The organism is Ensifer sp. 2TAB8 (genome assembly GCF_052115125.1).
Taxonomy (GTDB): domain Bacteria; phylum Pseudomonadota; class Alphaproteobacteria; order Rhizobiales; family Rhizobiaceae; genus Ensifer.
Genome location: NZ_JBFRGB010000020.1, coordinates 37,807 through 61,223, shown reverse-complemented (window position 1 = coordinate 61,223; position 23,417 = coordinate 37,807). Strand labels below are relative to the sequence as shown.

The following is a 23,417-nucleotide window of genomic DNA, read 5'->3' as shown; positions in this document are numbered from 1 at the left end:
ATGGCAGGAAAACAGAAACCCGCCCACGCGGGAACGTGGGCGGGTTTCGTTTATCAGCGGCAGTGAGCCATGCGCGCCTGACAAGACGCACGGCGCTTTAGCAAGTGAGAGCGGGATGCGAGCGGAAAACCGCACACATTTTCCCTATCCCGCCCTGGGATCAGCCGCGCAGGATCGAACGGCCGGCGTACTTCGCCTGCAGGCCGAGCTGCTCTTCGATGCGGATCAGCTGGTTGTACTTTGCGAGCCGGTCCGAACGGGCAAGCGAGCCGGTCTTGATCTGGCCGCAGTTGGTGGCAACCGCGAGATCGGCGATCGTGGCATCTTCGGTCTCGCCCGAGCGGTGCGACATGACGGCGGTGTAGCGCGCCTTGTGCGCAGTCTCGACGGCGTCGAGCGTCTCGGAGAGCGAACCGATCTGGTTGACCTTGACGAGGATCGAGTTGGCAACGCCCATCTTGATGCCGTCGCGCAGACGCGCCGAGTTGGTGACGAACAGGTCGTCGCCGACGAGCTGGCACTTGTTGCCGATGAGGTCGGTCACGGCCTTCCAGCCATCCCAGTCGTCTTCCGCCATGCCGTCTTCGATCGAGAAGATCGGGTACTTGGCAGCGAGTTCGGCCAGGTATTCGGCCATGGCGCCCGGCTCGAGCGTGCGGCCTTCGCCTTCGAGCACGTACTTGCCGTCCTTGAAGAATTCGGTTGCGGCGCAGTCGAGCGCGATGAACATGTCTTCGCCCGGCTTGTAGCCGGCCTTCTCGATCGACTTCATGATGAAGTCGAGCGCTGCCGGAGCGGACGCGAGGCCCGGTGCGAAGCCGCCTTCATCGCCGACATTGGTGTTATGGCCGTCGGCCGCAAGCTGCTTCTTCAGCGTGTGGAACACTTCCGAACCCATGCGGACCGCATCGCGCATCGTGTCGGCGCCAACAGGAACGATCATGAACTCCTGGAAGTCGATCGGGTTGTCGGCATGGGCGCCGCCGTTGATGATGTTCATCATCGGAACCGGCAGAACGTGGGCGTTCGGGCCGCCGACGTAACGATAGAGCGGCAGGCCGGCAGCCTCAGCCGCAGCCTTGGCGACGGCAAGCGACACGCCAAGGATGGCGTTGGCGCCGAGGCGCGACTTGTTCGACGTGCCGTCGAGCTCGATCATGGTCTTGTCGATCTGGATCTGATTCTCGGCATCGAGGCCGCCGATCGCTTCGAAGATCTCGCCGTTGACGGCTTCGACAGCGCGCTCGACGCCCTTGCCGAGGTAACGCGTACCACCATCGCGCAACTCGACAGCCTCATGCGCACCGGTCGAGGCGCCCGACGGGACCGCCGCACGGCCGAAGCTTCCGTCTTCCAGGTACACGTCGACCTCGACGGTCGGGTTGCCGCGGCTGTCCAGAATTTCTCGGCCGATGATGTCGATGATTGCAGTCATGATCTCTTCCCTGCTTGAGGACGGTGGGTGGTCGGGCCTGTCATACGCCAAGGCCTCGAAATTACAATGGCGCGCAATATGCAAAACCGTTCGCGCCATTGCGGTTCATGAAAATTTCACGAAGCGTCGCGCGGGCTCAGCCCTTGGCGATCGCGTCGAAGGCCAGCAGCTTTTCGAGCAGCCGCGGCATGTCCTTGAGATGCACCATGTTCGGACCGTCCGACGGGGCATTGTCCRGGTCCTCGTGTGTCTCGACGAACACGCCGGCAACGCCGACGGCAACGGCCGCACGCGCCAGGGTCTCGACGAATTCACGCTGGCCGCCCGAGGAGCCACCCTGCCCGCCCGGTTGCTGCACGGAATGGGTCGCATCGAAAACGACGGGCGCGCCGAGCGATGCCATGATCGGCAACGAGCGCATGTCGGAGACCAACGTGTTGTAGCCGAAGGAAGCGCCGCGTTCGCAAAGCATAACGTTCGGATTGCCGCTTTCGGTGAACTTCGCGAGGACGTTCTTCATGTCCCAGGGGGCGAGGAACTGACCCTTCTTGACGTTGATCGCGCGGCCGGTTTTGGCAGCGGCGACCAGAAGATCGGTCTGGCGCGACAGAAACGCGGGGATCTGCAGGATGTCGATCGTCGGAGCGACCAGAGCGCATTGCTCTTCGGTGTGGACGTCGGTCAGAACCGGAAAGCCGAACTCCTTCTTGAGGTCGGCAAAGATCTCCATGGCCTTGTCGAGGCCGATGCCGCGCTTGCCCGAAAGCGAGGTACGGTTCGCCTTGTCGAAGGAGGACTTGTAGACGAGGCCGAGGCCCAGCTTCTTGCAGAGTTCGGAAAGCGCACCCGCCATCATGAAGGCGTGTTCGCGGCTCTCCATCTGGCAGGGACCGGCGATCAGCGACAGCTTATCGGTTTGCGCGAAGGCGACCTGGTGGGCGCCGTTGCCGACTACTACTCTGGCATTGGTTTTCATCATCAAGCTCCAAAAGCGAAGATCACCCCTTGCCCCGGCATTTCGGGAACAATGAGGCGTCCGCCCATTTCTGCAAATTCGATATCGTTGTCAGCAAAGAGCGCGCGTGTCGCCTCGAGATCGGCGACGCGGAAGACGACGGCGCGTCCACGCAGGCCGCGTTCGGCTTCGCGCACCGAGCGACCGAAGAAAGCTTCCATGCCAACTGCATTCAGCACCGAAATCTTGGCGTTCGTGGCCGAGATATCCATGCCGAAGGAGTGCGCAGCGACTTCGCGTTCGTCGACGGCCTCCTGCAGGAGATACTGAAAATCGGTCGGGTTGGCTTCCGACAGAACCACTTCGGCGATGCCGGTCACGCCGTTTTGATGCCGCTCCAGCGCTGCCCGGTCTGTGGGTAGTGCCCGGACGCGCTGACAGTTGAAGAGGAAGAAATCCGGCGCACGCAGATCGGCCGCAAATGCAAGGCGGAAGGAACCCAATCCTTCTCGGCCATCCGGCAGTTTCATCGGCCGAGAGAACTCCAGCATGTCGCCGCCCGAGACGCCATGCGCACGGAAGCGAATGTGATCGCTTGCCGCATCCTCCGTGCCGAAGACCAGGGCCGAAAGACCTTCTGGCCCCTGACGAAAGCGGAAGGCCTGATCGCGGGCGACAAAGGCATTGCCGTCGAGGGCGGCGGCTTCGCATTCCTCGCGGGAGGCGACGGCCAACGGTTCGAGATAGGTGCCATCGGAAAAGAAGACGCAGGCATTCTCAGTGCCAAAAGGATGGCGCGCATCCTCAGCGACAGTAAAGCCGAGATCGGAAAAACGGCGCCGCGCCTGCGTAAGCGTATCCACCGGCAGCACGAGGTGATCGAGCGGGCGGGTGGTGCGCTTGGAGAGGCTCATGGCGTTTTCCCTGATGGTTCGCCGCTGTTTGCAACTTTTGGCCGGCGATTGCAAGCCGAGTCGCGGCCAGGGAGCCGATTGGCCGTGTGAGCCCGAAACTGGCCGCAGGCAAGAACACTCCGCGCCGGGCCGAGCCCGTCGCGGAATTACGCTTGCCCGCAGGTGTCGGGCCGCCAGAGCGTCAGTAGTAGCCCGGAGCCGCCGTGGAGTTGGCCGTATTTCCCGCGCCGAGACCGGGGGCGAACGTTTGGGGCTGCGCGTAGGTCGTATTGCTCGAGGAGGTGGTGGAGGCACAGCCCGAAAGCCCCAGCACGATCGCCAACGGCATAACCAACAAAGCGATGAAGCGCATGCGTATTGACCCTTTCCAGTTTCGCTGACGAACATAAAAGAATGAAACCAGCGGTTTGGCGAGTACGTAACAGTAACGCGACGTAACAAGTCACAATGATCGGCATGCAGCCTGCCCGAAAAACGCAACCGCGGGTTATCGCGGACGCCGCGATTGCTCTGTTCCTCCTGTGCACGCCACAAGACGCGCACCGTTCGCGCCCCTATGTCAGAGGCCGAGATCGCTCTTGATGGCGCAGGTGGCGATGAAGGTCGGCACGAACCTGTCTATCAGAAAACGGGGCGATGGCTGCCAGTCTTCGTGAAAGCCGGCGAGCACGAAGCCTGCTTGCAATTGCCCGTCGATCTGCGCGGCAAGGCTGTGCCCGAACACCAGCGCTTCACCGCGACCGATCTTGGCTTGCACCGCATCGGCAGCCAGATGTTCGGCTTCCGCAAAGGGTAGCGCATAGACGGGGCGAATGAGGCCCTTCTCCGCATAGCTCGGGTCCCGGTCGCCAACGAAAACAATCGGGTTGTAGAAGCTCGCGAGCAGGCGTCCACCGGTCTTGAGCACGCGATTGCATTCCCGCCAAACCGGCTGGAGAGCCGGAACGTAGAGATTCGATATCGGGTGAAAGACAATGTCGAAGGCTTCATCCGCAAAGACCGAGAGGTCGCGCATGTCCCCCTGTACCGCTGCCAGCGACAGGCCCTCGCGTTCGGCCACAAGCAGGTCCTGGGCGAGCTGCCCCTCGGAGATGTCGAAGACGGTGACCTCGGCACCTGCCGCCGCCAGAATTGGCCCCTGCTGGCCGCCCGCCGAGGCCAGGCACAGGATCTTCTTGCCGCGGATGTCGGGTAGCCAACCCTTCGGCAGATCGCCAGGCGTCAGCCGCGCCTGCCATTGCCCGGCACGGGCCGCAGCGATCATCTCCGGCGTCACCGGCCGCGACCACTCGCAGTGTTCACTCGCTTGCCTGTCCCAGGCCTGGCGGTTGTGATCGATGATATCGAGATTGGATTTACCTTGCATGTTCGGTCCCTGGAAACGTGTCCAAATGTGACCGCTCACGAACGGGGGCGCAGGCACGGAATGCCTCGGCGTCTGACCGCCAATGCGGGTCTAGCAATGCCATCGTCCATCCCCTTCGCGAGCGAAGTTGAGGCGAATTCGGTTTTCACCGGGCATTACTGGCGCATCGGACGAGGCTCCTCATGTTGCAAGCGCAGGCTAGCGGCAGGGTTGCAGTTGGTCAACGTTGGCTCTGAGACCGGCTGTGGCGAGGCGTCGCATCGTCTTGCGTTCGATCCCTTCACAACGACGGCGAATATCCGGAGCGCCTGGTCCGTTATCACCTTGCTTGTGATTTCAACCGCTTGAGAAGCGGACGCAATCGCGTAATGTTGGTCGATGCAGCCTGGGGTTATGCCGGGCGCAGGCTGAGGGGGCAGCGCTTGATCTTATTGTTGCAAGGCATGAAACCCATCCGGACATGGCCCATACGCTCCGCAGGGTGCGTCGGAGTACCGGCCCGTTTCCAATCCGAGCACGAATTCGCATGATCCGCGAGATAATGGCCAAGCTGGCCTCCATCGCCATCATGATGTTTGCGCGCGCAATGACCGCGGCGCGCGCCATCTGGCATGAGACCGGCCTGCCGCCGAAACAGAGCATCTACTTCGCCAATCATTCCAGCCACGGCGATTTCGTCCTGATCTGGGCGGTTTTGCCGCCCTGGCTGCGGGAGCGCACGCGGCCGGTGGCCGGGGCAGAATATTGGCTGAAATCGAAGCTCTCTGCCTTCATCGGCCGTGACGTGTTCGACGCGGTCCTGATCGAGCGCGACGCAGCGGCCCGCACCCAGGATCCGGTCGAGCAAATGACGGCCGTCCTCAACGACGGCTCGTCGCTGATTCTCTTTCCCGAGGGAACGCGCAACCAGACTGAGGCGCGCCTGTTGCCTTTCAAGAGCGGGCTCTATCACCTCGCCTGCAAGCGGCCGGATGTGGCGCTCGTCCCCGTCTGGATCAACAATCTCAACCGCGTGATGCCGAAGGGGGAGTTCGTGCCGATCCCGCTCATCTGTACCGTAACCTTCGGCGAACCGATGCACCTCAAGGCGCAGGAGACCAAGGACGAATTCATCGCCCGCGCCGAGGTCGCCCTGCTCTCGCTCGCTCCCTCTTCAACGGAAGACAATGCATGAGCACGGCAAGCCTGGACATGCTCAAACTGCTTCTCGGTGTCGGCGGCATTCTCGTGCTCGCGTCGAGCATCGGCTACGTGCTCAAGCAGAAGCTTTCGCCGGACGGATCTAACGGCGCAATCGAGAACCTCAACGCTCGCATCAAGGCGTGGTGGGCGATGGTGGTACTCATCGCTATCGCCTTTGTCGCCGGTCGGGTCGGCGTGCTCCTGCTCTTTGCCTTCTGCTCTTTCGCGGCACTGCGCGAATTCATCACGCTCATCAATACGCGACGTGGCGATCACTGGGCGATCGCTGCCGCTTTCTTCGTCGTGCTGCCGATCAACTACTTTCTGCTGTGGGCCGAGCAATACGGCATCTATTCGATCTTCGTGCCGGTCTATGCTTTCCTGCTGATGCCGATCGTCGCGGTTCTGCGCGGTGATACGCGTGATTTCCTTCTGCGGATCTCCGAGGTGCAATGGGCGCTGATGATCTGCGTCTTCTGCGCCTCGCACGTGCCGGCGTTGCTGACGTTGCAGATCCCAGGCTATGATGGCCGCAACGTTCTCTTGATCGCCTTCCTGGTCATCGTCGTTCAGTCCAGCGACGTGCTGCAATATGTCTGGGGCAAGCTCTTCGGACGCACCAAGATCGCACCGACCCTTTCGCCCTCGAAGACCGTCGAAGGGTTTGTCGGCGGGGTCGCAAGCGCCACCCTGATCGGTGCGTCGCTCTGGTGGATTACGCCGTTTACGCCGATGCAAGCGGCTGTGATGTCGCTCATCATCACCTTGATGGGCTTCTTCGGCGGGCTCGTGATGTCGGCGATCAAGCGCGACCGCGGCGTCAAGGACTGGGGTCACCTGATCGAGGGCCATGGCGGACTGATCGACCGGCTGGATTCCGTCGTCTTTTCGGCGCCGATCTTCTTCCATCTGACGCGTTACTGGTGGTCACTGACATGACCTCAAAGCTGAGGGGATTGGCATCAAGGGGCGTGGTGCATGTGGCATTTGCGTTTTTTGCCATGGGTGGCTGGGCGCTCTTCGCCAATCGCCATCATCCGATGCCGAAGCCGGTTGTTGCCAGCGTCGTCCAGGGTACGCTTTCGGCCCTGCTGACCCTCTATCTCAAGACGGCGATCGACGTGCTTTCCAGTCGGTTCAGCGGCGCGACGCGGTTGGTCCTGCCGCCACTCCTCGCCTGCCTTGGTTCGTCAGCAGTCCTCATCGCGATCCACGCAGCAGGCGGCACGCCCGAGATCCTGAAAACGATCGCGCTGCCGCTCACGGTTTCGACCACCTACGCCGCCATCTACAACTATTCCATCAGCCGAGGCGAACATGACCGGGACCGGTGACCGCAGGCCACTCGCAAGCCGCAACACCCGCTGGGCGCAGGCGATCGCGCGGCGCCTGGCCTCGATGAGCGTCACGCCCAACCAGATCTCGCAGGCCAGCATGCTAGCCGCGGCCTTGGCCGGGCTCGCCTTCTGGCTGACGGGGGAAACGCAGGATGGGGCAAGAGTCGCGCTGTTCATCGCCGCAGCCCTCTTCTGCCAGGGGCGCCTGCTCTGCAATCTCTTCGACGGCATGGTCGCCGTCGAGGGTGGCAAGGGCGAAGCCGATGGTCCTTTCTGGAACGAATTTCCGGACCGTGTCGCCGATGTCTTCATCTTCGTCGGCGCCGGATTCGGGATCGGCGTGCCTGCCCTTGGTTTCGCTGCAGCTACTTTCGCCGTACTGACGGCCTATGTGCGCGAACTTGGCCGAGCCAATGGCGCTCCGAGTGATTTCTCCGGCCCGATGGCCAAGCAGCACCGCATGGCGACAATGACGCTGGCTGCGGTTCTTTCGTCTCTTGAAGGCCTCTGGCTTGGCGACGGCGAAGTCCTCTGGGCCGCGTTGCTCTTGATCTCGATCGGCGCTGCACTGACCGCACTTCTGCGTGCCCGCCGGCAAATCGCCTGGCTCCGGCAGAATACCAGCCACAAAGGCTGACCGTCCCCATCCACCGTAACTGAAAGGCTCCCGCGCGCTAAACCCCCGGGCGCGACTTGACGTCTCATCGCTCCAATTACTAGATTGACTAGTCGATTTAATAAATAGAGCACTCGCCCAGCTGAGCGGGGCTCCCCTGTCCCTACTGGCGATTGAGACGTTCATTTTCACAAAACGGCGCTGTTTCAACTGGTTATGGCGCACCCTTCCAGCGCCTGCCGCTACGGAGAACTCGAATGACCACCCCGGATCGCATCGACGATGTCGACGCATTGCGCGGCTTTGCACTGCTCGGAATCCTTCTCGTCAACAGCATGGCCTTCGCCTCCGCGTTCTATGGACTGGAACTCGCCGATCCGGCCTTCGGCGGCACCGCCGACCGCGCCGTCCATCTGGTGATCGCGCTGTTCTTCGAGATGAAGTTCTACCTCTTGTTCTCGTTCCTGTTCGGCTACAGCTTCACGCTGCAGATGCGCTCGGCGGAAAAATCCGGCGAAGCTTTCGTGCCCCGGCTCTTGCGTCGGCAGACCGGCCTTTGGCTGATCGGTATTGCCCATGCGGTTCTGCTCTTCCATGGCGACATTCTCACCACCTATGCCGTGCTCGGCGTCGTGCTGCTGACACTACGGAACCGAAGCGATGCCGCCCTCTTCCGCTTGGCGAAATGGCTGATCATTCTCATTGCTGTAGCATGGGGTGCGCTCGGTGTGCTCGCTACGCTGGGGCCGATGCCGCTCGACCGGTCCGCGATCCTTGCTGCGGCCGAGGCGACAGAACTTGCCTTTCAAGGCGACTGGCAAGCTATCATCGGCCAGCACCTGACGGAGCTCTCGTCAGTCTGGGTGATCCTTGGCCTGCTGCAGGCGCCGTGTGCGCTTGCGATGTTCGCGCTCGGCCTGATCGCGGGGCGCCGCAAGACGCTGGCGCGACCGGAGGAAAACCGCCCACTCTTCCAACGGCTGCTTCGCCCCGGCCTGTGGATCGGACTGCCCGGCGCCATCGTCTATGCCTATGCCAGCGTCGAGCTGATCGATTCGCCCGTCGCCATCATCGGTCTTTCGATTGGACTGATCACCGGCCCGTTCCTGACCGGCGCCTATGTCGGCGGCATGATGCTGTTCTTCGGAACGACGGCCGGGCAGCGCCTGCGCACCCTGCTGGCGCCAGCCGGCCGTATGGCGCTTTCCAACTACCTCATGCAGTCACTGGTCGCGGCTCTGATCTTCCATGGGTACGGGCTTGGCCTCATCGGCCAGGTCTCGCCCTTGGCAACGGTGTTGATTGCGCTTGCAATCTTCACGGCCCAGCTTTTCACCAGCCGCTGGTGGATGGCGCGCTACGCTTACGGCCCGCTCGAATGGGTACTGCGCTTCATCACCATCTGGCGGGCGCCGCAATGGCGCAAGCCGGTCGAGGCGCGCTGAGCAATCTCTGACTGGTCGCACCAGGAACTCCGCGCACCAGCACATATGAAAAAGGCCGGTCTAGCGACCGGCCTTTCTTGTTTGATGCAATCTCGACTTAGACGAGACGGGATTGTTCCAGCGCCGCTTCGATGAAGCTCGCAAACAGCGGATGCGGGTCGAGCGGGCGCGACTTCAGTTCCGGATGGTACTGGACGCCGATGAACCACGGATGATCCGGGTACTCGACCGTTTCCGGCAGCACGCCGTCCGGTGACATGCCGGAGAAGACGAGGCCGCAGGATTCCAGGCGATCCTTGTAGTCGACATTGACTTCATAGCGGTGACGGTGACGCTCGAAAATATCGGTCGAACCGTAGATCTCGGCAATCTTCGTGTTGCTCTTGAGCGACGCACGGTAGGCGCCGAGGCGCATGGTACCACCGAGATTGCCGGAAGCCGAACGCTTCTCGAGTTCGTTGCCCTTCACCCACTCGGTCATGAGGCCGACAACCGGCTCCTTGGTCGGGCCGAATTCGGTGGACGACGCCTTCTCGATACCGGCGAGATTGCGGGCAGCTTCCACGACCGCCATCTGCATTCCGAAGCAGATGCCGAAGTAAGGCACCTTGCGCTCGCGGGCAAAGCGCGCCGCGTTGATCTTGCCCTCGGAGCCACGCTCGCCGAAACCGCCGGGAACCAGGATGCCATGGACCTTCTCGAGATAGGGTGCCGGGTCTTCCTTCTCGAAGACTTCCGATTCGATCCACTCAAGCTTGACCTTCACCCGGTTGGCGATGCCACCGTGGTAGAGCGCTTCGATCAGCGACTTGTACGCATCCTTGAGGCCCGTGTACTTGCCGACGATTGCGATCGTGACTTCGCCTTCCGGCGTACGGATCCGATCGGCAACGCGTTCCCAGGCTTCCATGCGCGGCTTCGGCGCCGGCTCGATGCCGAAGGCTGCTAGCACCTCATTGTCGAGGCCTTCCTTGTGGTAGGCGATCGGAACGTCATAGATCGAGGCGACGTCGAGCGCCTGGATAACCGCCGACTGGCGAACGTTGCAGAACAGCGAGAGCTTGCGGCGTTCGGCTTCCGGAATTTCGCGATCCGCGCGAACGAGCAGGATATCGGGATGAATGCCGAGCGCCTGCAGTTCCTTGACCGAATGCTGCGTCGGCTTGGTCTTGAGTTCGCCTGCCGCAGGAATATACGGCATCAGCGTCAGGTGGACGTAGACGGCGGTGCCGCGCGGCAGGTCGTTGCCGAGCTGGCGGATCGCCTCCATGAACGGCATCGCCTCGATATCGCCGACCGTGCCGCCGATTTCGCAGAGTACGAAATCGTAGTCGTCGTTGCCTTCGGTGACGAAGTTCTTGATTTCGTTGGTGACGTGCGGGATCACCTGAACGGTTGCGCCGAGATAGTCGCCGCGGCGTTCCTTGTCGATGATGTTCTTGTAGATCCGGCCCGTGGTGATGTTGTCGGTCTTCGTCGCCGAACGCCCCGTGAAGCGTTCATAGTGGCCGAGATCGAGATCGGTCTCCGCGCCATCGTCGGTTACGAAAACCTCACCGTGCTGGGTCGGGCTCATGGTGCCCGGGTCAACGTTGAGGTAGGGGTCGAGCTTGCGCAGTCTCACCCGGTAGCCACGCGCCTGCAGCAGTGCTCCGAGAGCCGCTGCAGCGATGCCTTTTCCGAGGGAGGAAACCACGCCGCCAGTGATGAATACATATCGCGCCATGGGAGTCACCGGATACCTTTTCACAAATGATTCCGCCACCGAAAAATTCATGTTCCAGAACTTTTCGTCTTTGGATGGAGGCAGATTTCACACAAAACAAAACCGGCGGATGAAACATCCGCCGGCGGGTTCTTCTGAATTGCGACCTTATTGGCCGCTGGGAACTTGCGATCCCGAGTTGTTGTTGGCGGGCGTCTCAGTCGTTGCGCCGCCTGCCGGAGCTTCGCCGGATGTTGCCGGTGCGGCCGAGGGAACGCCGTTGCCTGTCGCAGCGCCATTGCCGGCTGCCGGGGCAGTTGCGGGTTGCTGCTGCGTGGCGCCGCCGGCCGGAGCCTGGGTGTTGCCGCCGCCGAGCGAATCGAGAACACCGCCGCCGTTCGAGCTGGTGCCCGGGATCCGATCGAGGATATCGGTTGCCTGCGGCTGGTAGCGCGCCAGAATGCCCATGGCAATTGCGAGGACGAAGAACAGCGCGGCAAGGATTGCCGTCGTGCGGGTCAGAGCATTGGCCGTGCCACGCGCGGACATGAAGCCCGAGCCGCCGCCGATGCCGAGGCCGCCGCCTTCGGAACGCTGAATGAGAACGACGCCGATCAGGGCGACGACGACCATGAGATAGATGACGAGTAGTACGGTCTGCATCAGCTTCCAGTCCTGCCCTTTGGGCACACGAATCAAACCATGCGCCAACTCGGCATGGCCGGGCGCAATTTTCGCGCCTCTTTATACCATGCCGTGCGCCATTCCAAGCCCCCGCCCGGTGCTCCGGGCAATCAGGCCGTCAATTCTTCATAAGCCCGGTAGATGGCGAGGAAGTCTTCCGCTTTCAAGCTCGCACCACCAATCAGCGCGCCATCGACATTGGCCACACCCATCAGTTCCTTCGCATTGGAAGGCTTGACCGAGCCGCCATAGAGGATACGCATCTTGGCGCCAGCGTCGGCAAAGCGCGAAACGAGCTCCTTGCGCATGAAGGCATGCGCTTCCTCGACGTCGGCCACGGTCGGGGTCAGGCCCGTGCCGATCGCCCAGACGGGTTCGTAGGCAATGACCGTATTTTCGGCAGTCGCGGCATCCGGCAGGCTCTCGGCGAGCTGGCGCTTCAGAACGTCCAGCGTCTTGCCTGCCTTGCGCTCGTCACCCGTTTCGCCGATGCAGACAATCGCCACGAGCTCGGCGGCATGGGCCGCTTCGGTCTTCGCGCGAACCAGAGCATCGCTTTCAGCGTGGTCGGTACGACGCTCGGAATGGCCAACAATGACGTGAGTGCCGAAGCAATCGGCGATCATTTCAGCTGAAACGTCGCCGGTGTGTGCGCCCGACTGCTTCTGATGGCAATCCTGCGCGCCAATCATCAGCGGGCTGTCGTCGCAAAGCGCCGTCGCCACGTACAGCAGGGTTGCCGGCGGGCAGATCAGCGTCTCGACCTTGGCGGAAAGTTCGCCCTTGACGCCTTCGGCCATCGCCTTGATCTGGTCCAGCGAGGCGCGGGTTCCGTTCATCTTCCAGTTGCCGGCGACGAGCGGGCGGATATCGGGCGTCATGCAATTTCCTCCGGAGTGCTTTTCTCCGGAAGCGGCCTAGCAAATGCGGCCGGCAATTAAAAGCGCTGGCGGTGATTATTCCCTGGCAGCGGGACAAGTTGCCCTGCCCCGCCGCGAGCAATTGTCAGGCGTTGCGCACCATGTCGATCACCGCAAACGGCAATCCTTCGTCGTCGGTCTCCTTGCGCGCGGTTTCGACGAAACCGCGGCGACGGTAGAAGTCGACGGCAGCTTGATTGTCCGCATAGACGCTGACTTCGAGCTGCCCTAGACGGGCCGCCGCATCCTCGACAAGGGCGCGACCGATGCCCGAACCGCGGATATCCGGATCGACGAACAGCCCGCCGATGAAGCTCTCGATCAGCCCAATGAAGCCCACGACCTTGCCGTCGATCTCGGCGACCCAGTTGTCGGCCATCGGCAGATAGGTGTCCCGCACCACCTGCTGTTGCTCGACAAGGCGGGCTTCTCCGAGAAACGGATGACCGATGCGCGAAGCGGCGAGCCAGATTGCGAGTAGCCGGTCGCCCTCCTCCGGGCGCCAGGGCCGAATGGTCATGGGCGCGGCGCTCGCCACTGCCCTGCCTCCTGCTTCCGACCCCGGCTTCGACGCCGCAATCGCATACATCAAGGGCAGGCTTGGCATGGTCGCAGGCGGCGCCATGCGTCGGCCACCGAGATCACGCATGCCTTCGAAGCCGACCCAGCCGTTGGAATAGGGATACTCCGTCAGGCGCTCGACCCTGAGACCGGCATCGATGAGCGCCTGGATCACATCCGCAATCCCCCAGTTGAACTCGAAGGACGGATGGGGATTGGTGAAGCCCACCACACCCTGCTGATAGCCGGCAGCGGCAAGGCCGGCGCCGGAATCCGCGACATAGTCGCCGACGCCAGTCTCTGCGACCGGTTCCCTCGGCGCATAGTCATAATGCGGCTGCCAACTCGGGCCGAAGACCATCGCGAAGGGATGGAACTCGATGAAGGCGAAACGACCGCCCGGCCTCAGCACGTCGGCTATACCGCGCGCCCAGATGCCGAGATCCGACAGCCAGCAGATCGTGCCGTAGGACGCAAAGACCCGGTCAAACCGACGCCCGCTCGCCCGCGCGCCATCGAACCACTGGAACAGGTCGGCGCGCTCGAAGCGGGCCGCAATCCCGCTTTCCTCGGAGAGCCGGGTCGCAAAGGCGATCGCTTCGTCCGAGATATCGACGCCGGTGACCCTGGCGCCGAGACGCGCAAGGCTCAGGCTGTCCTGGCCGGAGTTGCATTGAAGATGCAGGAGGTCCAGCCCGGTCATATCGCCGAGCAGCTCGATTTCTTCCGGATAGAGCGTCGAGCCGCCGGCGCGAAAGAAGGCCGCCTGATCGCCCTTGTGGCTGTTGTGTGCGACCGTCGCAGCATTCCAGGAGAGGCGGTTGGCCTCGTGTAGATCGTTACTCATCGTCATACTCATGAAAATCGTGTCGGCAGACATGAAGCCGGCGCCCATGTCTGCACTGTCTTAAAATTTCAGCACGGCCTCAAGCTCGTCGTCATAGTGCTCGCCCGTCGGCACGAAGCCGAGGCCACGATAGAATCCTTCGGGACTGCCGGGGCCCTGTCCGTAACTCGTGTAGAGTTCGTGAAGACCGCGCGCTTTCAGATCGCGCACCACAAGGGCGATCACCTGCTTGCCAAACCCCTTGCCCTGGAACGGGCGGGCAATCATGAACCGCCAGAGATAGACCCCCGGGCAATCGATACCGTCGTCCCAGTCGGATCCTTCATGCAGCATGATGAAGCCGACAAGCGTTTCCTCCGCGTAGATCGCGCGGAACCAGGCGTTCTCGGAAAAATGCGCCTCGGCGATCGAGGTGCCGTTGTCCGCCACCATGTCGCGTTGCTCGTCGCTCAGCGTTTCGCTGAGCTCGCAAACGTCGCAGACGGTCAGGGCTGAAATGCGCCGAAGGGTAATTTCGGCATCAGACGGCAATACGGTTTCACTCATTGGAAACTCCTAAGAAAATCAAAATGTAAAAAAGAGCCGGAACCAGAACGGTCGACTTCGAATCACCCGCTAAAGGGGCAATCGGCACCTAAAATGAAATCATGGCGAGAAAACGCCTGACCGTTCGCGATCGCGAACGCCGTCATATTCCGGTTTGCAGTGGTCCTAGCCCTGGCCTAGGAAGCCAACGTCACTTCGGCCGACCGGCGGAAGGCCGCGTTCCGCCGTTTTCCAGGCCGGCGATCGCCGCGTGAACGTCGGCCTCCAGATCCTCGTCGAATTGTTCGAAGATGGCATCGCCGATCAAGCCGTGAACCTCGCGGAGATAAGGGGCGGCCGCCTCGCCTTCGCCAAGCGCGAGATACGAGCGTGCGATCGACAGCGACGAAAGCGGCTGGCGCCGCTCCAGCGTCCACTCTCGGGACATGAGCGAGACGGCAATGCTCTCCCGATACTGCCCGGCATCGCAAAGTGCCGCGCCGTAACCGCTCTTGATCCAGTAATACATGTCCGTAAATGCGAGGTGGGCATCGGCCGTGTCGGATGCCAGACGCCAGGCATCGATCGCCTCACCATATTTGCCTTCGGTTCCAAGGCGGATACCCGTGCGAGCCTGCTCATAAGCCTCCCGCTCGTGCGGACTCATTGGTGTCGTTTTTTTCTTCGTCATGTACGCCAGCCCAACTGCTCCCGGGAACAACCCCTCCGTGTCCCCTTCCACCGCAAGTGGACCACAGCTTGCCGACATCAACAAGATCGCAGTGCAATTTTACGGTATTATCGGCGAATAAAAGCATGGGCTCATGGGTCTCACCGCCGTAACCGAGTTGTAGCCACCGGGCTGGCGACCACGGAGACGATCATGTTGCGCAACGACAAAGCCGGGTTTGGCTGGCTCACCATCGCCCTTCATTGGACGATTGCGGCGATCATCCTTACCTTGCTTGCCCTCGGCATCATCATGCGCCGGCTACCGATCGATCCGGCGCTCCAGTTTTCGCTGTACCAGTGGCACAAATCGCTGGGCTTCACCGCGCTTGGCCTCGCGGCCGTCCGCGGGCTCTGGCACATGGTTGAGCTTCGTCCGAAGCCGCCAGAAGGTCTAAGCGCACTCGAACAGCGCGCCGGAAGCGTCACCCATATCGTGCTCATGGGGCTCGCACTCGCTGTCCCGCTTGCCGGCTGGGCGGTCGCATCAACCTCGACGCTCAACATCCCAAGCTTCTATTTCGACTGGTTCGTCATACCGCATCTGCCGATGGCGAAATCGGCACCGGCCGAGGATTTCTGGACGCTCGTCCATATGACGCTCGCCTATCTGCTCTTCGCCTTCGTCACGCTTCACGTATTGGCCGCGCTCTACCACCACTTTGCGCGGCGGGACGACGTCCTCGTCCGCATGCTGCCAGCCGGTTCGCGCCGCCATAAACGCTCCCAAGCGGCGAGCGCCGATCCGGTTATCGTTGGAAGGAAGAAACCATGACACCGCGCCTGCAACCATCACCCAGAGCACTTGCACTCGCCCTGCTGGCGGCCATGTCCGTCAGCCCATCGCTCGCTGTCGGCTCCGCGCCAGACCTTGCGGATGCCGCCGGCAACTATGGCATCACGTCCGCGTCCCGCATCCACTTTACGGTGGCACAAGCAGGCGGTGGAGGGATCGTCGGCGACTTCGGCAAATTTTCCGGCAACTTCCGCATTGACCGCAACGATATCGACCACTCGACGGTCGAGTTCACGCTCTATCCGGAAAGCGTAAAAACGGGAGAGAAACGGATCGAGGATTTCCTGAAGTCGAGCGCCGTCTTCGACACCGCGAACTTCAGCACCGTCACCTTCCGGTCGACGAATGTGAAGCAGACCGGCCCGGATACGGCGGCGGTCGAGGGAACGCTGACGGCACGCGGCACCTCGCGAAAGGAGCGGTTTTCCGTGACGCTGCTTGACTGGAACCGCGGCTCGATTGCCTTCAACATCCGCGGCAATATCCACCGCTCACCCTACGGCATGGATGTCGGCACGCCGATCTATTCCAATGTCGTCGAATTCGACATGAACATCAAAGGGCAGAGGCACTAAGCGCCCCTGCCCCTTGCAAGACGACAGGATCGTTGCTCAGCCGATCTGGCTTCCGACGAAATCCTTGACGATCCGCACGATACCGCGGCCGAGCAGGTCGTCCAGGGCAGCGATGAACTGGTCGACATGGGCGCGCTCGCAGATCAGCGGCGGCTCAAGCCGGATGACGTTGCGATTGTATTCGGTGAAGGCGACCAGCACGTCGTAGTCGCGCAAAAGCAACGCGCCGATGAAGCCGGACAGCGAGCCCTTGAGCTTGTCGTCGAGCATCGAGACAACAGGACGCAGGACCATCGGCAGCGTCTGGCTGAAGTCCTGGAACTCCAGACCGACCATCAAGCCCTTGCCGCGCACGTCCTTGATGATCTTCGGGTACTTGTCCTTCAGCGCCTGCAGACGCTCGAGCAGGTAGTCGCCACTGTCAGCGGCGCGGTCGATCAGGTGCTCGTCGTAGAGCACGTTGATGCCTTCGATCGCCGTCACGCAAGCCTCGCCCATGCCGCCAAATGTCGCCATCGCGTGGATCATCGCGGTCTTCGGCGTGCCATAGGCCTTCATGTAGACTTCGCGGCGCGCAATCATCGCGCCGACGGCGGCCTTGCCAGCGCCGAGCGACTTGGCGAGCGCGGTGACGTCCGGCACGACGCCATAGTGCTCGAAGGCATAGAAGCGGCCGGAACGGCCGTAGCCGCACTGCACTTCATCGGCGACCCAAAGCACTCCGTACTTGTCGCAGAGCGCGCGGAGTTTCTGCCAGTATTCAGCCGGTGCCTGGATGATGCCGCCGCCGCCCTGGATGGTTTCCAAGACGATGACGCCGATTTCCGAGTCGGATTTGAAGGCGTTCTCCACCGCATCGATATCGGCGAAGGGCACGCGCACTGTGTTTTCGGCCACCTTGAAGTCTGCGCGGTAAAGCTGGCCGTCGGTGATGGCGAGCACGCCCTTGGTCTTGCCGTGGAAGGAATTCTCGGCATAGACAACCTTCGGCCGCTTCGGGCCGGCGGCACGCTCGGCAAGCTTGACGGCAGCCTCCATCGCTTCCGAACCGGACGAACCGAGGAAGACCATGTCGAGGTCGCCCGGCGAGCAGGCCGCGATGTTCTTGGCCAGCGCCGCCGCATATTGCGACATGAAGGCGATGGCGATCTCGTGGCGCTTTTCGTCCTGGAACTTCTGGCGGGCGTCGAGAATGCGCGGATGGTTGTGTCCGAAGGCGAGCGAGCCGAAGCCGCCGAAGAAATCGAGGATCTTGCGGCCGTTCTGGTCGGTGTAGAACATGCCCTCGGCGCTCTCGATTTTCACCTTGTGGAAGCCGAGAAGCTTCATGAAGTGGAGTTGTCCGGGGTTCAGGTGCTCCTTGAAAGCCGTGGTGATGTCGCCGATCGACATGGCTTTCGCCTGTTCGACGGTGATGAGATTGGGCTTGGCGACGCCGCCGTCGAGCGACGGAGCGGCAACAGCGATACGGTTCGGTCTGTCCAACATGTTCTGTCCCCTCATTCGGCCGGCACGACGACGGAAGCGGCCGAAACGGCGCCCGTCTTCTTGGCCCGATATTCGTCATAGGCGGCAATCAGCATGTCGCCATCGTTGTATTCCGCGCGCCAGCCAAGCTCGCGCTTGAGCTTGCCGGTCTCGCGCACGCACATCTCGTCGGCGATCAGGTACTGTTCCGGGTCCATGATCGGCTTGTTGATCATGTCGAAGAAGGCCAGCGTCTGCTTGACGGCGAAGGCGGGCGTGGGCAGCAGGAAGGATTTCGAGCCGGCATGCTTGACGAGGTTGCCGAGCAGATCACGCACGGAAGGCGGATTGTCGGAACCGAGATTGTAGGCTTCGTTCGGCACGCCGCCCTTCCAGGCAAGTCGCGCGGCTTCGGCGCAATCGAAGACCGAGATGAACTGGTAGGGCACCTTGCCCGAGCCGATCATCGGCACCGGCAGGTTCATGTCGATCAGTTTGAACAGTTTCTCGAGAATGCCGAGACGACCGGGGCCAATGATCAGGCGTGGGCGGAAGATCGAGATGTTCATGCCCTGCTTGCGCCACTGCACGGCCAGCTGTTCGGTCGCCCATTTCGACTTGCCGTATTCGCCGAGCGGCCTTGCCGGGTGGTCTTCGGTCTGCGGCGACTGCACCGTGTGGCCGTAGATCATGTCGGTCGTGAACTGCACCAGACGCGATGCGCCGGCCGCGTCCATGGCCTTCATGATGTTCTCTGCGCCGTAATAGTTGACGGGCCAGAAGAATTTCCAACGCTTCGAACGGATCTGCAGCGGCGACAGCATCTTCGCCGCCATGTTGTAGACCATGTCATCCGGACCGATGCCGACCTTCTGAACAGCTTCCAGATCGGTGACGTCGCAATGGACGAAGCGGGCGCGGCCGTAATGCGAGAGGTCGGACTTGACGATATCGGCGATCACCACGTCTTCGCCGTCCTTGACGAGACGTTCCGCCAGGTGACGGCCCACGAAGCCGTCGCCACCAAAGATGATGTGTTTCATGACTCGCTCCCGAATTCTGCGGTGCTCACCCCGGCAGCAGCCTCAGACGGCTTGTCATCGGCATGGGATGAGATGCCCGACTGGGCGATAAGAACGGTTCCTGCGCAGATCAGCGCGATGCCGGCGATGCGCCAGGCATTCAGGTCTTCGCGAAAAACGAAGTAGGCGAAGACCGCGACGGCGACGTAAGCGAGGCTCAGGAACGGATAGGCAAAGGAAAGCTCGACCTTCGACAGCACATAGAGATGCGACGCCATCGAAATGACGAAGGTCACGAGGCCGGCAAAGACCCATGGGTTGAAGACGATCTGGAACAGCCGCACGATTGCCGTTTCAGCGGTCATCGAAATCGGCCCGAGCGTCATCATACCCTGCTTCAGCATGAGCTGAGCGGCAGCATTGGTAAAAACCGTAAAAAGAATGAATGGAATATATTTCATTGTTTTACTCCCAGTCCCGCAAATGTACTTACGGGCAAGAGACGGATTTTCCGTGAAGTTTGAAAGTTTATTTGAATAAAATTGTCTGCATTCTCATTCTGGCAAAGCCAGAGCCGCGCGCTTCCAGAAGTTCGAAACGAGTGCAGGATCGCGCAACGGCTCAAGCTCTCTCCAGGAAGGGAAAGATTTTTCAAAGACTTGCGGGCTCATACGGGCATCCTTGTACGGATTGATCGCACCGCCTGCCTCCACCACGATGCGATCGAGGGCATCCAGGAGCTTTACTGTCCGTTCACCTTGATTGGCGAAGTCCAAAGTCAAAGTAAAACCGGGTCGCGGGAAGGACAGGACGCCGCGCGAACCGATGTCGCCGAACCGCTTCAGAACCGTCAGGAACGACGCGTGACCGGCCTTGCGGGCCGTCTCCATGAGTTGCGCGGTGATCTCCGGCGCGCGCTCGGCGGGATAGACGCTCTGATGTTGGTAAAGCCCGCGTGGACCGTAAAGCCGGTTCCAGGCGCCGATCGCGTCCAGTGGATAGAAATAGGAAGTCCAGGGAACCGTGGTCACGGTTTCACCGGGCTTCTCCTTGCGGAAATAATATTCGTTGAAAACCTTGAGCGTCGTCCGGTTCAGAAGATTGAAGGGCGGCGCGAAGGGCACCGAAAGCTTCAATCCCTTGGGGATATCGGGCAGCTCGCAGGAGCCATCGGCGTGATCGCCGGCCAACAGCACGCCCCGGCCCGTGCGGGCTCCGGTTGCGAGCTGGTCGATCCAGGCAACGGAATATTCGTGTTCCTCATCAACGCGATCAACGAGGGCGAAGTATTGGTCGAGGTTAGCGAAGCGGATCGCATGCTGTTGCACATGTGGCGACGGCACCTTCATCAGCCTCATATCCACGGTCAGGATAAGCCCGGTCAGGCCCATGCCACCGATGGTGGCGGCATAGAGTTCGGCGTTTTCTCCGGGCGAACAGATCAACCGCTCACCGTTCGAGCGCAGGAGCGTGAAACCTGTCACGTGATTGCCGAAGGTGCCGCGTGCATGGTGGTTCTTGCCGTGCACGTCGTTGGCAAGTGCGCCCCCGACTGTCACGAAGGCTGTGCCCGGGGTGACCGGCAGGAAGAATCGATGTTCGATCGCGCGTTCGAGTACCTCGCGCAAGGTCACGCCAGCCTCGCAGGTCATCATGCCGGTGCCGGGATCGAACGCCAGTATGCGGCCGTGCCTGCGACTTTCGATCAGCGTGCCCCGATCGTTGTGGCAACTGTCGCCGTAGCTGCGGCCGTTGCCGAAGGGCAAGTAGCCCCCGGCCTCCAGGCAGCCGAGGCGATCTTCATAGTCGTCAGGCGAAATGGCCGGCCGCGCGCGATTGTCGAGCCGACCCCAGCTTTCATGATCTTGCAAACTCATTGCGGCCCGATGGCTCCAAACAGGATCAGCAGTGCGCCGACCAACATGGTCAATTGGCTGCGCCAGTCACGCATGATGAAGACGACAGGGTCTTCGTGCAGCATGCCGCGACGCGCGAGGATCCAGATGCGCAACAACATATAGAGCACCAGCGGGCAAAGCGGCCAGAGAGCCCAGGGCGTCGTGTACATTTCCTGGAGTTCCTTGCTATGCACATAGAGCGCAAGGACCAGGGCGGAGGTGAAGGCGGAAGCAACGCCAGCCTGCCCCACCATCTCGAAATCGACGGCAAGATAGCCGCGGCCGGGGACATTGCCGCCATCCTTGTCCTCGAACTCATTCAATTCGACATAGCGCTTCACCAGCGCGAGGCTGAGGAAGAAGAAGATGGCGAAGGACACGAGCCAGAAGGACAGTTCCGTGCCCGTTGCCGCGGCACCGGCAACGATACGGGTGGTGTAGAGGCCAGCAAGCGTGAAGACGTCAACCAGGAGCTTGCGCTTCAGCACGAAGGTATAGGCGGTCGTCGCGAAGGCATAGAACGCCAGCACGCCGGCGAATTTCCACGGCAGCAAAAAGGTCAGCGACAGCGATGCGAGAACCAGGCAGCCGGCAAGTATGAGCGCCGTCGGTACCGACATTTGGCCGCTCGCGAGCGGCCGGTGACGCTTCTTAGCGTGGCGGCGGTCGTTCGAAAGGTCCGAAAGGTCGTTGATGACGTAGACCGCGGAAGCAAGGAAGCTGAACGCGAAGAAGGCAATGATGACGCTGACGATCGCGTCGAAATGCAGGACCTCGTGATTGAGGATCATCGGCACGCCGATCAGCACGTTCTTTGCCCACTGATGCACCCGGATGGATCTCAGCGGTGCCAGCACGCTCACCTTGCCGGTATCAAGGCACTCGGCATCATGGTTGCGGCGCCATTTTTCGGCAGCGGCATCAGGCGCAACCACGATCGCGCGGCGCGCCGCCTCGAAGACGGCGATGTCGTCGCGGCTGTTGCCCATGTAGTCGAACGCGCCGTCGCCGAAACGATCGACCAGCGCCTGGCGCTTACGGCTGCTCGTCAGATTGAGCGCATCGGTCGAATGCATGACCGAGGAAAAGAGGCCGACGTGATCGGCAATATCCCTGGCAACCGACGGCGCCGCACCGGTGACGAGTACCAGTTCGCGGCCCGTCTTTCTCTCCTCGGCGAGCCGGTCGATGACGGCCTGCCGGTAGGGCCAGTCCTGCGCCCTGCGCCCGGAACGCAAGGCCACCTCGTGCTTCAACCGCGCCTTGCCCTTTGCCAGCCAGAACAGCATGGGAAAAAGCATCAGGGGGTTGCGCAACAGGATGATCGCCGCGCCTTCCCACAGTGTATCGGCGGCCAACAGAGTACCGTCCAGATCCACACACAGCGGAATGTGCCGTGTCTCGGTGCGCGCGTCCATGATTTCCATCCCAGCCATAATTGCCGGCATGATGACGTCTTCAACTTTCCAGAGTGGAAATACGGGCCACAATCTCGCCCGGAAACTGTCGGCCTGGTTAACAAATGTCGGCAGCGCGGACCAAGGTCAGTGGCGGCCGATCCAGTTCAACGCATCACGCCAGTCAGTCATGCGCACCGGGGTGCCGTGTGAGCCGCTTTCGAACAGGACGAAGCGCGTCGGATAGCCTTGAGCCTTCAGCGTGCGATAAAGTGCCTTCTGGCTCTCGGCCGGATAAACGCTGTCGCGGCTGCCATGGCTGAAGTACATGGGCAACTTCGCCTTGAAGGCGGCGCTCTTCGTAAAATCGGGGTCGCTCACGCCACCCATCACCATCATGCCGCTGAGAGCTGCGACAGCGGAGGGATCGCGCGAAACGCCCCAGCAGATGAAGCTGCCCATCGAGGCGCAGGCCAGCACCACGGGCCGGCCGCCCGAGCGCTCTGAGACCTGCCTGACCAGGCCGGCAATATCCGCGGCACCTGACGTGTCGAAGGAACGGACGCTCGGTGCGTAATAGACGCCACCATTGGCGACAGCGAGGTTTTTCAGCCGATTGAAGTTGCCGCCGAAGGAAAAGTCGTTGGTGCCGAGCCGTCGGTCGCCACCGCGACCGTGGATGAAGATCACCGTGAAGGCAGCGCCGCGGTCCGGACCGACGCGGGTCACGTCAAGCGGACGGCCGCCGATGTCGAGCGTCTCGTTGACCTGCTCGCTTTTCACGCCCAGAGAAACATAGGCGCGCTTCACCCGGCGTTCCGGGATTTCGTCCCGTTCGTTGATATCGCGCAATTCCTGATAGTCGACGGTCAGGTCATCACCGTCATCATTTTGCTGCAGCACCTTGCCATAGGAGAAGAGCTCGTCCTTGAAGGGCTTCAGTGCCTGCGCCTGGACGACAGAAGCTGCGGAAAAGAAGGCAACGGCCAGCAGAAGCCGACGAAACGGAAAAACAATTGTGGACACGGCCAATGACGGGCT

Annotated in this window: 24 protein-coding genes; 7 read left to right on the top strand and 17 right to left on the bottom strand. The window is 61.6% G+C overall.

Going from position 1 to position 23,417, the window contains the following annotated elements:
* Positions 1-160 precede the first annotated feature (160 nt).
* The 5 genes from eno to AB4Z53_RS26280 form a co-directional block, all read right to left on the bottom strand.
* Positions 161-1,435: a phosphopyruvate hydratase gene (eno, locus tag AB4Z53_RS26300; RefSeq protein WP_275023564.1), complete on the bottom strand. Its 1,275-nt coding sequence runs from the start codon at positions 1,433-1,435 to the stop codon at positions 161-163.
* 136 nt (positions 1,436-1,571) lie between these two features.
* Positions 1,572-2,414 (bottom strand): 3-deoxy-8-phosphooctulonate synthase, encoded by an 843-nt coding sequence (kdsA, locus tag AB4Z53_RS26295; RefSeq protein WP_441598540.1) that lies wholly within the window; start codon positions 2,412-2,414, stop codon positions 1,572-1,574.
* Positions 2,414-3,304: a VOC family protein gene (locus AB4Z53_RS26290; RefSeq protein WP_441598538.1), complete on the bottom strand. Its 891-nt coding sequence runs from the start codon at positions 3,302-3,304 to the stop codon at positions 2,414-2,416. Before AB4Z53_RS26290 ends, kdsA begins: the two co-directional genes overlap by 1 nt.
* Before the next feature lie 181 nt (positions 3,305-3,485).
* On the bottom strand, positions 3,486-3,656 hold the full coding sequence (locus tag AB4Z53_RS26285) for a hypothetical protein (RefSeq protein WP_162768742.1): 171 nt from the start codon (positions 3,654-3,656) through the stop codon (positions 3,486-3,488).
* Between the two features lie 207 nt (positions 3,657-3,863).
* Positions 3,864-4,670, bottom strand: coding sequence for a class I SAM-dependent methyltransferase (locus tag AB4Z53_RS26280; RefSeq protein ID WP_441598536.1), 807 nt, complete (start codon positions 4,668-4,670; stop codon positions 3,864-3,866).
* A gap of 526 nt (positions 4,671-5,196) precedes the next feature.
* Here AB4Z53_RS26280 and AB4Z53_RS26275 point away from each other — a divergent pair.
* From AB4Z53_RS26275 to AB4Z53_RS26255, 5 genes are all read left to right on the top strand, one after another.
* Complete coding sequence (locus AB4Z53_RS26275) at positions 5,197-5,844, top strand: lysophospholipid acyltransferase family protein (RefSeq protein ID WP_441598534.1); 648 nt, start codon at positions 5,197-5,199, stop codon at positions 5,842-5,844.
* Positions 5,841-6,791: a phosphatidate cytidylyltransferase gene (locus AB4Z53_RS26270; protein ID WP_113537703.1), complete on the top strand. Its 951-nt coding sequence runs from the start codon at positions 5,841-5,843 to the stop codon at positions 6,789-6,791. Before AB4Z53_RS26275 ends, AB4Z53_RS26270 begins: the two co-directional genes overlap by 4 nt.
* Complete coding sequence (locus AB4Z53_RS26265; RefSeq protein WP_441598532.1) at positions 6,788-7,186, top strand: hypothetical protein; 399 nt, start codon at positions 6,788-6,790, stop codon at positions 7,184-7,186. The genes AB4Z53_RS26270 and AB4Z53_RS26265 overlap by 4 nt, the downstream gene beginning before the upstream one ends.
* The gene (locus AB4Z53_RS26260; protein ID WP_291152166.1) at positions 7,170-7,826 is read left to right on the top strand and encodes a CDP-alcohol phosphatidyltransferase family protein; all 657 of its coding nucleotides are present in this window, start codon (positions 7,170-7,172) and stop codon (positions 7,824-7,826) included. The genes AB4Z53_RS26265 and AB4Z53_RS26260 overlap by 17 nt, the downstream gene beginning before the upstream one ends.
* A gap of 236 nt (positions 7,827-8,062) precedes the next feature.
* Positions 8,063-9,250, top strand: coding sequence for a DUF418 domain-containing protein (locus tag AB4Z53_RS26255; RefSeq protein WP_441598530.1), 1,188 nt, complete (start codon positions 8,063-8,065; stop codon positions 9,248-9,250).
* 97 nt (positions 9,251-9,347) lie between these two features.
* On the opposite strand, the gene AB4Z53_RS26250 is transcribed toward AB4Z53_RS26255, so the two are convergent.
* The 6 genes from AB4Z53_RS26250 to AB4Z53_RS26225 all read right to left on the bottom strand — a co-directional run bounded on the left by AB4Z53_RS26250 (position 9,348) and on the right by AB4Z53_RS26225 (position 15,183).
* Positions 9,348-10,985 (bottom strand): CTP synthase, encoded by a 1,638-nt coding sequence (locus AB4Z53_RS26250; protein ID WP_162768747.1) that lies wholly within the window; start codon positions 10,983-10,985, stop codon positions 9,348-9,350.
* 138 nt (positions 10,986-11,123) lie between these two features.
* The gene (gene secG, locus AB4Z53_RS26245) at positions 11,124-11,618 is read right to left on the bottom strand and encodes a preprotein translocase subunit SecG (protein ID WP_113537708.1); all 495 of its coding nucleotides are present in this window, start codon (positions 11,616-11,618) and stop codon (positions 11,124-11,126) included.
* A gap of 131 nt (positions 11,619-11,749) precedes the next feature.
* Complete coding sequence (tpiA, locus tag AB4Z53_RS26240) at positions 11,750-12,520, bottom strand: triose-phosphate isomerase (protein WP_441598528.1); 771 nt, start codon at positions 12,518-12,520, stop codon at positions 11,750-11,752.
* Positions 12,521-12,644: 124 nt separating this feature from the next.
* Positions 12,645-13,967: a GNAT family N-acetyltransferase gene (locus AB4Z53_RS26235; RefSeq protein WP_441598526.1), complete on the bottom strand. Its 1,323-nt coding sequence runs from the start codon at positions 13,965-13,967 to the stop codon at positions 12,645-12,647.
* A gap of 60 nt (positions 13,968-14,027) precedes the next feature.
* Complete coding sequence (locus tag AB4Z53_RS26230; protein ID WP_291152154.1) at positions 14,028-14,513, bottom strand: GNAT family N-acetyltransferase; 486 nt, start codon at positions 14,511-14,513, stop codon at positions 14,028-14,030.
* Between the two features lie 190 nt (positions 14,514-14,703).
* Positions 14,704-15,183 carry a hypothetical protein gene (locus AB4Z53_RS26225; RefSeq protein ID WP_113537711.1) on the bottom strand — a complete coding sequence of 160 codons (480 nt, stop codon included), beginning with the start codon at positions 15,181-15,183 and terminating at the stop codon, positions 14,704-14,706.
* A 192-nt stretch (positions 15,184-15,375) separates the two neighbouring features.
* On the opposite strand from AB4Z53_RS26225, the gene AB4Z53_RS26220 reads away from it, so the two are divergent.
* Positions 15,376-15,996, top strand: coding sequence for a cytochrome b (locus tag AB4Z53_RS26220; RefSeq protein ID WP_441598523.1), 621 nt, complete (start codon positions 15,376-15,378; stop codon positions 15,994-15,996).
* Positions 15,993-16,592 (top strand): YceI family protein, encoded by a 600-nt coding sequence (locus AB4Z53_RS26215; RefSeq protein ID WP_441598521.1) that lies wholly within the window; start codon positions 15,993-15,995, stop codon positions 16,590-16,592. Before AB4Z53_RS26220 ends, AB4Z53_RS26215 begins: the two co-directional genes overlap by 4 nt.
* Positions 16,593-16,628: 36 nt before the next feature.
* Here AB4Z53_RS26215 and AB4Z53_RS26210 read toward each other — a convergent pair whose 3' ends face one another.
* The 6 genes from AB4Z53_RS26210 to AB4Z53_RS26185 all read right to left on the bottom strand — a co-directional run bounded on the left by AB4Z53_RS26210 (position 16,629) and on the right by AB4Z53_RS26185 (position 23,408).
* Positions 16,629-18,080 (bottom strand): aspartate aminotransferase family protein, encoded by a 1,452-nt coding sequence (locus tag AB4Z53_RS26210; protein WP_441598520.1) that lies wholly within the window; start codon positions 18,078-18,080, stop codon positions 16,629-16,631.
* Positions 18,081-18,091: 11 nt separating this feature from the next.
* Entirely contained in the window at positions 18,092-19,102 is a 1,011-nt protein-coding gene (locus AB4Z53_RS26205) for an NAD-dependent epimerase/dehydratase family protein (RefSeq protein ID WP_441598518.1), read from the bottom strand.
* Complete coding sequence (locus AB4Z53_RS26200) at positions 19,099-19,542, bottom strand: EamA family transporter (RefSeq protein ID WP_441598516.1); 444 nt, start codon at positions 19,540-19,542, stop codon at positions 19,099-19,101. The genes AB4Z53_RS26205 and AB4Z53_RS26200 overlap by 4 nt, the downstream gene beginning before the upstream one ends.
* A gap of 93 nt (positions 19,543-19,635) precedes the next feature.
* Entirely contained in the window at positions 19,636-20,958 is a 1,323-nt protein-coding gene (locus AB4Z53_RS26195) for an FAD-binding oxidoreductase (RefSeq protein WP_441598514.1), read from the bottom strand.
* Positions 20,955-22,397 (bottom strand): UbiA family prenyltransferase, encoded by a 1,443-nt coding sequence (locus tag AB4Z53_RS26190; RefSeq protein ID WP_441598512.1) that lies wholly within the window; start codon positions 22,395-22,397, stop codon positions 20,955-20,957. Before AB4Z53_RS26190 ends, AB4Z53_RS26195 begins: the two co-directional genes overlap by 4 nt.
* 126 nt (positions 22,398-22,523) lie before the next feature.
* On the bottom strand, positions 22,524-23,408 hold the full coding sequence (locus AB4Z53_RS26185) for an alpha/beta hydrolase (RefSeq protein ID WP_441598510.1): 885 nt from the start codon (positions 23,406-23,408) through the stop codon (positions 22,524-22,526).
* Positions 23,409-23,417: the final 9 nt, after the last annotated feature.